Below are 12,475 nucleotides of genomic sequence, written 5' to 3'. Positions count from 1 at the left end.
GTGTTCGGATATTTGTGAGGTGGGCATGTTACTTTCATGATGATAGTAGCGTCCATAAGCCATTGCTTCACTCAATCACCTGAAGGAGCTGGATCATCATGAGCAAACGCATCGTCGTTACGGGCATGGGCGCGCTGACCCCGCTGGGCTGCGGCGTCGAACAGGTCTGGCAGCGCCTGCTGGCCGGACAGTCGGGCATTCGGGCCTTGCCGACGGAGTTGATCGGCGACCTGTCGATCAGCATTGGTGGTCAGGTCCAGGACCGTACCCAGGATCCGGAAGCCGGCTTCGACCCCGATCAACTGCTGGCCGCCAAGGAGCAGCGCAAAATGGACCGCTTCATCCTGTTCGCCCTGGCGGCGGCGGATGAGGCCCTGGCCCAGGCCGGTTGGGCTCCCGACTCCGCCGAGGCGCAGGAGCGCACGGCAACCATCATTGCGTCCGGGGTCGGTGGCTTTCCCGCTATCGCCGAGGCGGTGCGTACCACTGACAGCAAAGGGCCTCGGCGTCTGTCGCCGTTCACCATTCCCTCGTTTCTCAGCAATATGGCGGCCGGTCACGTCTCGATCCGCTACGGTCTCAAGGGGCCCTTGGGTGCTCCGGTGACCGCCTGTGCCGCCGGGGTCCAGGCCATCGGCGACGCGGCCCGGATGATCCGCGCGGGGGAAATCGATGTGGCGGTCTGCGGTGGCGCGGAAGCCTGTATTCACCGGGTCAGCCTGGCGGGCTTTGCGGCGGCGCGGGCGCTTTCGAGTGATCATAACGAGACGCCGCAGCTTGCTTCCCGGCCCTTCGATCAAGCCCGCGATGGTTTTGTCATGGGCGAGGGCGCGGGGTTGCTGGTGATCGAGGAGTTGGAACATGCCTTGGCACGCGGCGCCACACCACTCGCCGAGTTGGTGGGTTATGGCACCAGTTCCGACGCCTACCATATGACGGCCGGCCCGGAAGATGGCGACGGTGCTCGCCGTGCCATGCAGCAGGCATTGCGCCAGGCTGGTATCGAACCGTCCCAGGTCCAGCATCTGAATGCCCATGCCACCTCGACGCCGGTGGGCGACAAGGGCGAGTTGGCGGCGATCAAGGCGGTGTTCGGGACGGCGGGTGGTCCGGCCATCAGTTCGACCAAATCCGCCACCGGGCATCTGTTGGGGGCGGCGGGCGGGATCGAGGCGATCTTCACGATTCTGGCGTTGCGTGATCAGGTGGCGCCGGCGACGCTCAATCTGGATAACCCCGATGAGCTCGCCGAAGGTCTTGATCTGATTCGTGGCCAGGCCCGGCAGTTGCCTATGGAGTATGCGCTGTCCAATGGCTTCGGTTTTGGTGGAGTCAATGCCTGCGTGCTGTTCAAGCGCTGGGTGTAACGCTTTGGGCAAGGGCTTGCGTCGACCGTCTGCTCCTACAAGGGAGTGGGGGTTATTTTGAGAATTTTCTGGCGCCGGCCACACAGAGAATTACGGCTACCGTGACCCCCAGCATGCCCAGGCTGACTTGCTCGTGCAGTAACGTCGCCGCCAGGGCCAAGCCGAAAAACGGTTGTAGCAACTGCAACTGGCCCACGGCGGCAATCCCGCCCTGGGCCAGCCCGCGATACCAGAACACAAAACCGATCAGCATGCTGAACACTGAGACATACCCCAGGCTCAACCAGGCCGGCGTGCTGATGCCCGTGAATGAAGCGGGGCTCAGGCACCCGGTCAATACGAGCATCACCGGCAGCGACAGGACCAGCGCCCAGGAAATCACCTGCCAGCCTCCCAGCGTCCTGGAGAGTTTCGCCCCTTCGGCATAACCCAGGCCGCAGACCAGCACCGCCAGCAGCATCAGGATATCGCCCCGGGGCGAGGCGCTCAGCCCCTGGGAGAGGGCGAACCCCACCACCAGCAGGCTGCCCAGCACGGAAAAAAACCAGAACACCGGGCGCGGCCGCTCGCCACCGCGCAGGACGCCGAAAACCGCCGTCGCCAGCGGCAGCAGGCCGAGGAAGACAATCGAGTGCGCCGAGGTCACGTACTGCAACGCCAGCGCCGTCAACAGCGGGAACCCCAGCACAACGCCGATGGCCACCACGCCCAGGGACAGCAGTTGGCTGCGGGCCGGGCGCTTTTCCCTGAACAGCAACAGCAGGCACAGGGCGAGCACGCCGGCGATGCTGGCCCGGGCCACGGTCAGAAACACCGGATTGAACTCCAGGACCGCCACCCGCGTTGCCGGCAGCGAACCGCTGAAGATCAATACACCGATAAATCCATTGAGCCAGCCGCTGGTGTTTTGAGTCAGGGTCGGGGTGTTCAGGGGCGAGGTACGTTGCATTTTCGCTTCACACTCAAGGTTCGGGTTGCTTGAGGCGCATCCTATGATCGACTATTGATACAATCAAAATATTGTCATGGATACATCTGCCCATGCCCCGTTCCCGGTACAAGTCGCTGGTTGACGTTTTTGCTGCCGATATCCGCTCGGGGCATTTGCCGCCCGGCGCCCGTTTGCCGACCCACCGTCAATTGGCCGCGACCCATGGCCTGGCCCTCGTCACCGCCAGCCGGGTCTACGCGGAGCTTGAGAGCATGGGCCTGGTCAGTGGCGAAACGGGCCGTGGCACCTTTGTCCGGGAGACAGCCCTGCCTTCCGGCCTGGGCATCGACCAGCCCGACGTGGCCCTGGGCATGGTCGATCTCAACTTCAACTATCCGTCGTCGCCGGGACAGGCCGAGCAGCTACGCACAGCCTTGCGTCAGTTGGCGTTGTCCGGTGACCTGGAGTCCCTGTTGCGTTACCACCCCCATGCCGGGCGTCAGCACGAGCGGGCGGTGGTTGCTCGTCACCTCGAGGCGCGTGGGTTGAGGGTGACGGCCGAGCAGGTGCTGATTGTCAGCGGCGCCCAGCATGGCTTGACGGTGGCATTGATGGCGTTGCTGCAGCCTGGGGATGTGATCGCCGCAGACGCCTTGACCTATCCGGGGTTCAAGGTGCTGGCGCAGGCGCTGCACCTGGAGGTCGTGCCCATTCCCATCACCGAGCGGGGGCCGGATCTTGACGCCCTGGCAGCGCTTTGCCGCAGCCGCCCGGTGCGGGCCGTCTACAGCATGCCGACCCTGCACAACCCGATGGGCTGGGTGATGCCGGTCGAGCAGCGCGAGCAGTTGGTGGCGATTGCCCGCCAGCACGATCTGCTGATCATCGAGGATGCGGCCTACGCCTACCTGGCGCAAAACCCACCGCTGCCCTTGGCCGAGCTGGCGCCGGAGCGGACGCTGTATATTTCCGGCCTGTCCAAGAATGTCGCCGCCGGGTTGCGGGTTGGCTTTGTCGCGGCACCCGTTGCCAGGGTGGCGGCGCTGGAGCGAATCATTCGCGCGACCACCTGGAACACGCCGGGGGTGTTGACGGCGATTGCCACCGGCTGGATCGAAGACGGCACCGTCGCCCGGCTGGAGGTGCAAAAGCGCAAGGACGCACAGGCCCGACAGGCCCTGGCCGACGAGTTGCTGGGCGGGTTGCGCACCCTTCGGCATCCATCCTCCTATTTTCTCTGGCTGCCCTTGCCGGAAGACGCCAGGGCCGACCAGATCGCCATGGCGTTGATGCGCGAGCAGATCTCGGTCTCCACCGCCGAGCCTTTTGCCACGTCCCTGCAGGTTCCCCACGCGATTCGCCTGGCGTTGGGTTCCGTGGACCTGGACACCCTGCGAACGGCGTTGTTGAAAGTGGCGCGGGCGGTCGGTCCGCTGTTCTGATCCGTATTTTTCAGCGCGATCTGCATCTGTAATGAAATCGGCCCAGCACCGACAATGACGCTACGCAGCGGCTTTTGGCAGAGGCCTCGGGCCTGTTGCCAGATCAGATGCTGATTTGCACCGCTGCGCAGACTCATTTCTTAACCCGCGTTGTACCGCGACCTTATCGTGTAGGAGGCCTTATGGGCAAAATGGCGCTGTTCCTGGGTGGATTCCTGATATTGACCATTGCAATTGGCCTGCTGGCGACGATTTCTCCGACATAGGCGGTTGCTGGCCTTCAATGCGCCTCTGGGTCTGCCGCACTGTCGGTTGAAAAGGCCAGAGCCTTTTGTGATTCCAGCTCTGCCAGGCGCTCCGTGAGTTGCTTGTGCATCACCGTGAATGAATCGCTGCCCAGCGCCAGGCGCTTGGGTGCCGGGTGCTGATTGACACTGTCGATCATCAACCGGACCATTTTCGCCGGGTCGCCGATCGGCACGCTGGTGCCTTCCTCAATCATCTTTCTGGCGTAGTTGGCCGGCGATGCAGCATAGGCGTCATTTTTCGGCGCGAGCCTGGAACTGCCGTAGCGGAACCGGGTGCGCGCGCCCCCGGGTTCGATCAGCGTGCAGCCGATGCCAAATACGCCGACCTCCTGGTTGAGCGAGTCAATGAAGCCTTCGATTCCCCATTTCGTCGCGCTATACAGGGACCCGCCGGGGAAGGTCGCCTGGCCGCCCATGCTGGATAATTGAAGGATCCGACCACCGCCCTGTGCTCTCAGGAACGGAAGCGCGGCCCTGACCAATTGAATCGAACCCACGAGGTTGGTTTCCAATTGGTGGGTGATCTGCGGGTCGGTCAGTTCTTCGGCGGCACCGAAGAGGCCATACCCTGCGTTACTCACCACCACATCGATACGGCCCAGTGCCGTAAAGGCCTGCGTGACGACCCGATGAATGCCGGGTGTGTCCGTGACGTCCAGCTGGGCCAGCCAGAGCCGGCTCCCATGCTTGGCCTTGAGGTCGTCCAGGGCCGAGAGATCCCGTGTCGTGCCGGCAACACAATCCCCGTTATCCAGAAGCTGCTCGGCCATTTCCCGGCCAAAGCCGGAGTTCACGCCGGTGATCAACCAATTGCGCTGAGTCATGTTCAGATCCTCGAATAGTTGGAGGACCTAGCATAGAAGCAGTCATCTGGACGTAGAATGCGTATAAATCCTGTTTTCATTCGCGAGCGTCTAAAGTTATGGACTCTTTTTCCGACTACCTGGAGCTGTTGAGCGCACGGTCCATCGTCTCGGGCGGACTGACCACCGGCGGCCGGTGGGCAATCGAGTTTCCACCTTCGTCGCTGATCAAGTTCTGGGGCGTGCAGCGTGGTAGTTGCTGGTTGCTGATGGAGGCGCTGGGCGAGGCGGTTCGAGTCGAGGAAGGGGATGTTTTTCTCCTGTGTGTGCCGCGTGTGCACGTACTGGCCAGTGATGTGAGCGTTCGCCCCGTTCACTTTGACCAAGTGCTTGAGGGTCGAACGGGAAACAGGGTCAGGCATGGCGAGGGCGACGAGTTTTTCATGATCGGCGGCAAAGTTGATCTGGATGCCGACCACGGGCGTCTGCTGCTGGATGCGTTACCGCCGCTGATTCACGTTTCCGGCAAGTCTTCTGAAGGCGCCGCACTCAAATGGCTGCTGAACGAGCTGTTCAGGGAGCGTGAACATGACCTGCCCGGCAGTGAGACGGCTTCCATGCAAATGGCTCACTTGATGTTCATTCATCTCTTGCGGGCCCATTTCGCGAAAAACGAACCGGCGCCGGCGAGCTGGCTGCGGGCGGTCAGTGATCGACGGCTAGCCCCGGCGTTGCGCCTGATCCATGGTGAGCCCGGACGTACATGGGGGCTTGAAGCGTTGGCGAAAGCCTCCTCCATGTCCCGTGCCGGCTTTGCCGCGTATTTCAGCGCCGTGGCGGGTGTCGCGCCGATCACCTATTTGACTCATTGGCGCATGCTCCTGGCCATGCGGATGCTGCGAGGCACCCGCAAGACCTTGGGAGAGCTGGCCGAGACGCTTGGCTACGCTTCCGAAAGCTCATTCAGCAATGCCTTCAAACGTGTGGTCGGACGCTCGCCCAGAGCTTATCGCGACTCGACGGGAGAGGGCTGGCTGCTGAAAGGGGAGCCGTGCTTTCAGCGCTAGGCCAGATAGCGCCGAAACCAGCCCAGGGTCCGATCCCAGGCCAGCTTGGCGGCGGCTTCGTCGTACCTCGGTGTGGAATCGTTGTGGAAACCGTGGTTGACCCCGGCATAGATGTGGGCTTCATAGATCTTGCCGTTGGCTTTCAAGGCTTGTTCATAGGCGGGCCATCCGTCGGTGATGCCCTTGTCCAGTTCGGCGTAGTGCAGCAGCAGCGGGGCCTTGATCCTGACCACTTCTTCGGCCTTGGGCTGGCGACCGTAGAAAGGCACGGCCGCGCTCAGTTCCGGGTAGGCCACCGCCGCGGCATTGGCCACCCCGCCGCCATAGCAGAAGCCGGTGATCCCGACCTTGCCGGTGGTGCTGTCGTGCTTCATCAGCCATTCGATGGCGGCGAAGAAGTCATTCATGAGTTTTTCCGGGTCGACCGTCAGTTGCAGGTCGCGGCCCTTGTCGTCATTGCCGGGGTAACCGCCGACCGATGACAGGCCATCCGGGGCCAGGGCGATGAAACCGGCCTTGGCCACGCGGCGGGCGACGTCTTCGATATAGGGATTGAGCCCGCGGTTTTCATGCACGACCACCACCGCCGGCACCTTGCCGGTGGCTTTGGCTGGGCGAACCCGATAGGCACGCACCTGCCCGTGGCCTTTGGGGGAGGGGTAGGTGATGTATTCGGCGACGATGTCCGGGTCGGTAAAGGGCACCTGCTCGGCCAGTGCATAGTTCGGGCTGAGTGCCGCCAGGAGGCTGGTGGCGGCGAGGCCACCGAGGGTGAACTTCGCCGCGCGATCGAGGAATTCCCGGCGGTTGATCTTGCCGTGGACGTAGTAGTCGTACAGTTCGAGCAGTTCAGGGGCAAAGTCTTTTGCGGTGAGACGTTCCATCTGTGCGCTACCTTTGGAGGGATTCGAGGTCCGCCCTAGTGTAGAGCCTAAATGTGTGCCACCTGGTATTGCTGAAGCCACCGAATACCTTTCCAGTACAGCCACGCCGTCAACATCAACCAGCAGGCCCCACCCAGGGTGGGGACCAGCAGGAATGACCAGCCGGGTTGTGTCATGAACACGATGATCGGGTTACCCCCCGCTGGTGGATGCACGGTGCGGGTCACCACCATCAAGACCGTCGCCAATGCCCCGGCAAACGCCATGGGCAGCAGGCCCGGGCCGAAGACCTGCAGGCAGGTCAGGCCAACCAGTGAGGTCAGCAGGTGCCCGCCGATCACATTGCGCACCTGGGAGAACGGTCCTTCCGGGTAAGCGAACAGCAGCACGCAGCTTGCGCCAAAGGAACCGATCACCCAGGGTTGCCCGCTGTTGAGGCTGATCAGGCCGAGTCCTGCCAGGGCGATGAAAACCCCCAATCCGATCCACAGCAATGAAAGGATCCGCAGGCGCCGAATGGGGCCAGTTGCCTGGCCCGCGTGTGTCGAGGTCGACTTCATTTCTTGAAACGTTCTGCTTCTTCCGAACCTTTGGTGGCGTTGCCCGCGCTGTAGGAGTGCGCGCCGACGCCGGCCAATTCACCGCCCTGGACGATCAGGTACTCGTCGCGAATCGGTCGGTTCTCGAAATAACACTCGAGAATTTCCCGGGTGCCGGCGGCATAACGGGTCTGGGCCGACAGGCTGGTCCCGGAGATATGCGGGGTCATGCCGTGGTGCGGCATGCTGCGCCAAGGATGATCTTCGGGGGCTGGTTGCGGGAACCAGACGTCACCGGCATAACCGGCCAACTGCCCGCTTTCCAGCGCTGCCGCGATGGCATCCCGATCACAGAGCTTGCCGCGCGCGGTGTTGATCAGATAGGCGCCGCGCTTGAAGTGCTTCAGCGACTCGGCGTTGACCATGTGCTCGGTTTCAGGGTGCAGCGGACAGTTGAGGGTCACCACATCGCAGGCCTTGGCCAGGCTTTCCAGCGTTGAGTGGTAGGTCAGGTTCAGCTCTTTCTCGACCGCCTCAGGCAGGCGATGACGATCCATGTAGTGCAGGTGCATGTCGAACGGCTTGAGCAGGCGCAGGACCCGCAGGCCGATACGGCCGGCCGCTACCGTGCCCACGTGCATCCCTTCGACATCGTAAGAACGGGCGACACAATCGGCGATGTTCCAGCCGCCTTTGAGGACCCATTGGTGCGACGGTAGGTAATTGCGCACTAGCGCCAGCACGCTCATCACCACGTGTTCGGCGACGCTGTTGCTGTTGCAGTAAGTCACTTCGGCGACGGTGATCCCGCGGTCCATGGCGCCTTGCAGGTCGGTGTGATCGGAGCCGATACCGGCGGTGACGATCATCTTCAGCTTCGGCGCCTTGTCCATCCGTTCGGCGGTCATGTAGGCCGGCCAGAACGGTTGCGAAATCACGATTTCGGCATCGTGCAGTTCGCGGTCGAGGACGCTGTCAGCGCCGTCCTTGCTGGACGTGACGACGAGGGTGTGGCCGTTGGATTCAAGGTATTTGCGCAGGCCCAGCTCGCCGGAAACGCTGCCGAGCAAGGTGCCGGGTTCAAAGTCGATGGCTTTTGGGCTGGGCAGGGTTTGTCCGTCAGGGTAGCGCTCGAGGTGGGGCAGGCCGTCTCGTGCATAAGTCTCGGGTTGTCCGGTGATGGGGTCGTCGTAGAGCACGCATACAATCTTCGCCATGGGGACCTTCCTGTTATTGGAATGGGCCAGCGCGGGTGGCCGCGCTGGTTCGAGCAGTGGAGGCTGCTCGACCGGCATAGTCCGGCAGGGCGGGGGCGCTGGCTAATCGCTTGGGCTGATCTATAGATCAGCGCCGGTTATCAGCCGTGCAGGAAGGCATCGACGCGGGTTTGCAGGTCCAGGGTGCTGAAGATCGCCAGGGCCGATGCCAGCAGCAATGGCTGGGGATCGCGCTGGAGCATCACCAGGCCGATTTCCCGTTGCAGTTGCGGGACGATTGGGATGGCGGTGATTTCCTGGCGCATTTCGATCAGCGACAAGGCGCTATGGGGCACGATGCTGCACAGCCCGGAACAGCGGACATGGGCATACAGGACCATCATCGAGTCGGTTTCGACCCGGGGTGAAACCTCGACGCCGGCTTCGGCGAACGCCGCGTCGATACCCTGACGGCATTGCATGTTGGCGGTGAGCAGGCACAGCGGCAGGCGGGCAACATCGCTCCAGGACAGTTCAGTGGCGCCTTCCAGGACACGCTCATCGCGGATGATCAGCACATAACGCTCCTTGAACAACGGCAGGGTCTGGAACTCCCGCAGTCGCCCATCGGAGAGGTAGGTCATGCCCAGGTCCAGCTCGAAGTTGGAGATTTTCTGCAGCATCTGCGAGGTGGCCAGGGTGTAGACCTCATGGCGCATGTCCGGGTAGGGCCGCAGGCAGAAATCGGTGAGCAGGGGCACCATCGACAAGGTGGTGGGAATAGCCCCGAATCTCAGGATCCCGCTTGGGTTGAGTTCGCGGATACCGACTTCCTGGCGCATCGAGCCGCAATCGGAAAGGATCCGCCGTGCCCAGACCAGTACGCGCTCGCCATCTGCGGTAAAGCCCTCGAAGCGACGGCTGCGTTGCACCACCGAGACCCCCAGTTCCTGTTCGAGGCTGCGAATGGCACCGGACAGCGCCGGTTGCGAGATATTGCATTTTTCCGCCGCGCGCCCGAAGTGTTGCTCCTGGGCCAGTGTCACGAGGTAGGTCAGTTGACGAAGGAGCATGGGGCGTTTGTGCTCTGATGGGAAGGCTCGACGATGAACTGCACGCCAAAGCTACGCAATCAGGCGTTATGTAGTAAAGGATATAGCGAAAGGTCGGCTTCTTGGGTTCGCCCGGTGGTTTGACACCAACTACCACTACCTGGTGCACAGGGTCAGCGCCGCTCGTCAACTGCGTGCAGAACTGACTTGAGGCATCAGTACCGAGTCTGAAGTACCCGCCGGAGCACGTGAGCGTGCTCCGGCTTTTTTGTAGCTACTGTTGGCTTGAACCCCTACACTGCCGGGTGCTGTATCAATTTGTTACTGACAAATTGTACAACTCGTTCCGAAACAGGAAGCCGGTTGAAATCCGGCGCGGTCGCGCCACTGTATTCGTCTGCTTGTCAGCCGTAAGCCAGACCCTGTTTCTCCACCGTAATCCGTACTGGGACGCGACTTCCCTGGAGGTTCACATGGCTTATAGCGCTGCTACGCAGACCGATGTTTCCCTGCCCACTATTCCGTTGGGCGAAATTCTTCCCTGGGCCATTTTTGGCGGCCTGCTGTTGATGCTGGCGATCTATTTCGTTGGCGCGGAGCAGGGTGCAACTGCTTTGGTCAAAGGCATGTATGTCCATGAGTTCGTGCACGACGGGCGCCACTTGCTTGGTTTCCCCTGCCACTAATTCAAGGAATATGACATGACCGGTCAACTATTGGTTCGCGGCATGCTGGTGGGTTTGCTTGCCGGGATTCTTGCCTTTGGCTTCGCAAAAGTGTTCGGTGAGCCGCAAATCGACAAGGCAATTGCCTTCGAAGATCAAATGGCGCAGATGCACGGCGATGCTCCGGAAGAAGAACTGGTGAGCCGCGAGGTGCAGAGCACTTTCGGTTTGTTCACCGGTGTGGTGACGTATAGCGTTTCCCTGGGCGGGATCTTCGCCCTGGTGTTTGCCTACTCCCTCGGGCGTGTCGGCAAGATCGGGCCGCGTGGCCTGGCCGCACTGCTGGCCTTGGCGGCTTTCGTCACACTGATTCTGGTGCCTGGGCTGAAATACCCGGCCAATCCGCCGTCCATTGGCGACCCCGCCACCATCGCCCAGCGCACCAAGCTGTTCTTCCTGATGTTGCTGGTGTCGGTGATTGCGGCCGTGATTGCGATCAACGCAGCGCGCAAGCTGATCCCGGCCATCGGTATCTGGGGCGGCTCGATTCTGGCGGTGGCGTTGTACATTGTGATCATGGCGGTGGCAGGTTCCCTGTTCCCGACGATCAATGAAGTGCCGGAAGCGTTTTCGGCGGTTCTGTTGTGGAAGTTCCGCGTCGCTTCCCTGGGCATCCAACTGGTGCTCTGGACAACCGTGGGCCTGACCTTCGGCTGGTTGGCCGAGCGCAAATTGAATCTGCCCGGGTTCTCCACCCGCGCCTGAAGTTGAAGAGCAGTGCCGTGCAAAACGGCACTGCTTGAACCTACTCCTCATCCTGCTTCACCCCTTCCACAACCTCGCCGACCTTCGTGCGAGGGGCCTTCACTTGCCTGGCGTTGGTTTGTATCGAAAATGAAATAAGTTGCAACAATTCGTTGACGTCATGGTTTTGCCTGTCTAGCATCGCGACATTATTTTGATATCAAGCTTGTCTTCGAGGGATCGAACATGTCTCAACTCGTCTTCGGGACGAGGCTGTGTCTTGCGTTGTTGTGCATTTGTGCTCTGAATACCGCTCACGCTGCCCCCCCCACCCCGGGTGACACCGACCTGATCCGTGATCGCCAGGACCGCCTGCTCGAAGAGCAGCGTCGCCGTCTCGAAGAACTCAAGGACCTGCCCGGTAAAGCGGCAGCTCCCGTCGCGCCAACGGCTCCGGTTGATACCCGCTGTTTTCCGATCAAGAGCATCGACCTGCAAGGGGCTGACTCCCTGTCCGCAGGCGAGCGCGAACGTCTGCTGAAACCCTACATTGGTCAATGCCTGGGCGTGCCGCAGCTCAATGACCTGCTCAAGGTCATCACCGATAGCTATATAGAAAAAGGCCTGGTCACCAGCCGCGCCTACTTGCCACAGCAGGACCTGTCCACGGGCAACCTGAAAGTGCTGGTGGTCGAAGGCAAACTCGAAGGTTTGAAAGGGACCGACGGCAGCGGCCTGTCCGACCGTCAACTGGCGATGAGTTTTCCGGGCAAACCGGGTGACTTGCTCAACCTGCGCGAGATCGAGCAGATGGTCGACCAGCTGAACCGTCTGCCGTCGAACCAGGCGCAGATGGAGCTGGCGCCAGGCAAGGAAGTCGGGGGCAGCGAGGTGCTGGTCAAGAACAACCCGCAAAAACCTTGGCGGGCCGGGGTTTCCTACGGTAACGATGGTCAGCGCAGCACCGGGGAGCAACAGGCCGGGACGACCTTCGATTGGGACAGCCCGTTGGGTTTGGCCGATCAGTTTTCCTTGCGGGCCGGCCACGATGTGGTCCGTGACCAAACGAAGAACTCGCGCAATGCCATGCTCTATTACAACCTGCCATTCGGCTGGTGGAACCTGAGTTACACCTACAGCGAAAGTGACTACCGTTCCCAGCAGCAGGCCAGCGGTTTCAACTTCGAGTCGACCGGCGATAGCCAGAACCACCAGGTGAAACTGGAGCGGGTGATCTACCGCGATGCCTTGAGCAAGACCTCGCTCAATACCGGCCTGACCTACCTGCGCACCAATAACTACATTGAAAAGAGCAAGCTGGCCGACAGCAGCAACCGCCTGAGCGAAGCACAGTTCGGGATCAACCACGGTCGGCGCATCGGCAGTGCGTTCCTCAACCTTGACCTGGGGATGCAGGACGGCATCAGCGCTTTTGACGCCCAGGACAACAGTCCAAATTTCCAGCAGGGATTGCCCG

At 61.5% G+C, this 12,475-nt stretch carries 12 protein-coding genes; 6 read left to right on the top strand and 6 right to left on the bottom strand.

Going from position 1 to position 12,475, the window contains the following annotated elements; genetic code table 11:
• Positions 1-98: 98 nt before the first annotated feature.
• Positions 99-1,367 carry a beta-ketoacyl-ACP synthase II gene (gene fabF, locus HX866_RS12635; RefSeq protein ID WP_177125217.1) on the top strand — a complete coding sequence of 423 codons (1,269 nt, stop codon included), beginning with the start codon at positions 99-101 and terminating at the stop codon, positions 1,365-1,367.
• A gap of 52 nt (positions 1,368-1,419) precedes the next feature.
• On the opposite strand, the gene HX866_RS12630 is transcribed toward fabF, so the two are convergent.
• Positions 1,420-2,316: a DMT family transporter gene (locus HX866_RS12630; RefSeq protein WP_177139856.1), complete on the bottom strand. Its 897-nt coding sequence runs from the start codon at positions 2,314-2,316 to the stop codon at positions 1,420-1,422.
• A 92-nt stretch (positions 2,317-2,408) separates the two neighbouring features.
• Between HX866_RS12630 and HX866_RS12625 the strand changes: the two genes are divergently transcribed.
• Positions 2,409-3,740: an aminotransferase-like domain-containing protein gene (locus HX866_RS12625; protein ID WP_177092155.1), complete on the top strand. Its 1,332-nt coding sequence runs from the start codon at positions 2,409-2,411 to the stop codon at positions 3,738-3,740.
• A gap of 280 nt (positions 3,741-4,020) precedes the next feature.
• Here HX866_RS12625 and HX866_RS12620 read toward each other — a convergent pair whose 3' ends face one another.
• Positions 4,021-4,872 carry an SDR family oxidoreductase gene (locus tag HX866_RS12620; RefSeq protein WP_177139854.1) on the bottom strand — a complete coding sequence of 284 codons (852 nt, stop codon included), beginning with the start codon at positions 4,870-4,872 and terminating at the stop codon, positions 4,021-4,023.
• 98 nt (positions 4,873-4,970) lie between these two features.
• Here HX866_RS12620 and HX866_RS12615 point away from each other — a divergent pair, with 98 nt between their 5' ends.
• The gene (locus HX866_RS12615) at positions 4,971-5,918 is read left to right on the top strand and encodes an AraC family transcriptional regulator (RefSeq protein ID WP_177139852.1); all 948 of its coding nucleotides are present in this window, start codon (positions 4,971-4,973) and stop codon (positions 5,916-5,918) included.
• Here HX866_RS12615 and yghX read toward each other — a convergent pair.
• From yghX to HX866_RS12595, 4 genes are all read right to left on the bottom strand, one after another.
• Entirely contained in the window at positions 5,915-6,802 is an 888-nt protein-coding gene (yghX, locus tag HX866_RS12610; RefSeq protein WP_177092152.1) for a YghX family hydrolase, read from the bottom strand. The genes HX866_RS12615 and yghX overlap by 4 nt on opposite strands.
• 47 nt (positions 6,803-6,849) lie before the next feature.
• Positions 6,850-7,362, bottom strand: a complete 513-nt coding sequence (locus HX866_RS12605) for an HPP family protein (RefSeq protein ID WP_177139850.1) — start codon at positions 7,360-7,362, stop codon at positions 6,850-6,852.
• On the bottom strand, positions 7,359-8,558 hold the full coding sequence (locus HX866_RS12600) for an NAD-dependent formate dehydrogenase (protein ID WP_177092150.1): 1,200 nt from the start codon (positions 8,556-8,558) through the stop codon (positions 7,359-7,361). The genes HX866_RS12605 and HX866_RS12600 overlap by 4 nt, the downstream gene beginning before the upstream one ends.
• Positions 8,559-8,698: 140 nt before the next feature.
• Positions 8,699-9,610: a LysR family transcriptional regulator gene (locus HX866_RS12595; protein ID WP_177104905.1), complete on the bottom strand. Its 912-nt coding sequence runs from the start codon at positions 9,608-9,610 to the stop codon at positions 8,699-8,701.
• A gap of 452 nt (positions 9,611-10,062) precedes the next feature.
• Between HX866_RS12595 and HX866_RS12585 the strand changes: the two genes are divergently transcribed.
• The 3 genes from HX866_RS12585 to HX866_RS12575 form a co-directional block, all read left to right on the top strand.
• Positions 10,063-10,275, top strand: a complete 213-nt coding sequence (locus HX866_RS12585; protein WP_177092148.1) for a CbtB domain-containing protein — start codon at positions 10,063-10,065, stop codon at positions 10,273-10,275.
• Positions 10,276-10,290: 15 nt separating this feature from the next.
• Positions 10,291-11,019, top strand: coding sequence for a CbtA family protein (locus HX866_RS12580; protein ID WP_177092147.1), 729 nt, complete (start codon positions 10,291-10,293; stop codon positions 11,017-11,019).
• A 225-nt stretch (positions 11,020-11,244) separates the two neighbouring features.
• A partial coding sequence (locus tag HX866_RS12575) for a ShlB/FhaC/HecB family hemolysin secretion/activation protein (RefSeq protein WP_177139848.1) occupies positions 11,245-12,475 on the top strand: 1,231 nt, incomplete at its 3' end.

Origin of the sequence: Pseudomonas gingeri, assembly GCF_013386165.1 — a bacterium.
Lineage (GTDB): Bacteria > Pseudomonadota > Gammaproteobacteria > Pseudomonadales > Pseudomonadaceae > Aquipseudomonas > Aquipseudomonas gingeri_C.
Note: the sequence above shows the minus strand (reverse complement) of the source record. Positions and strands in the feature narration are given on the sequence as shown.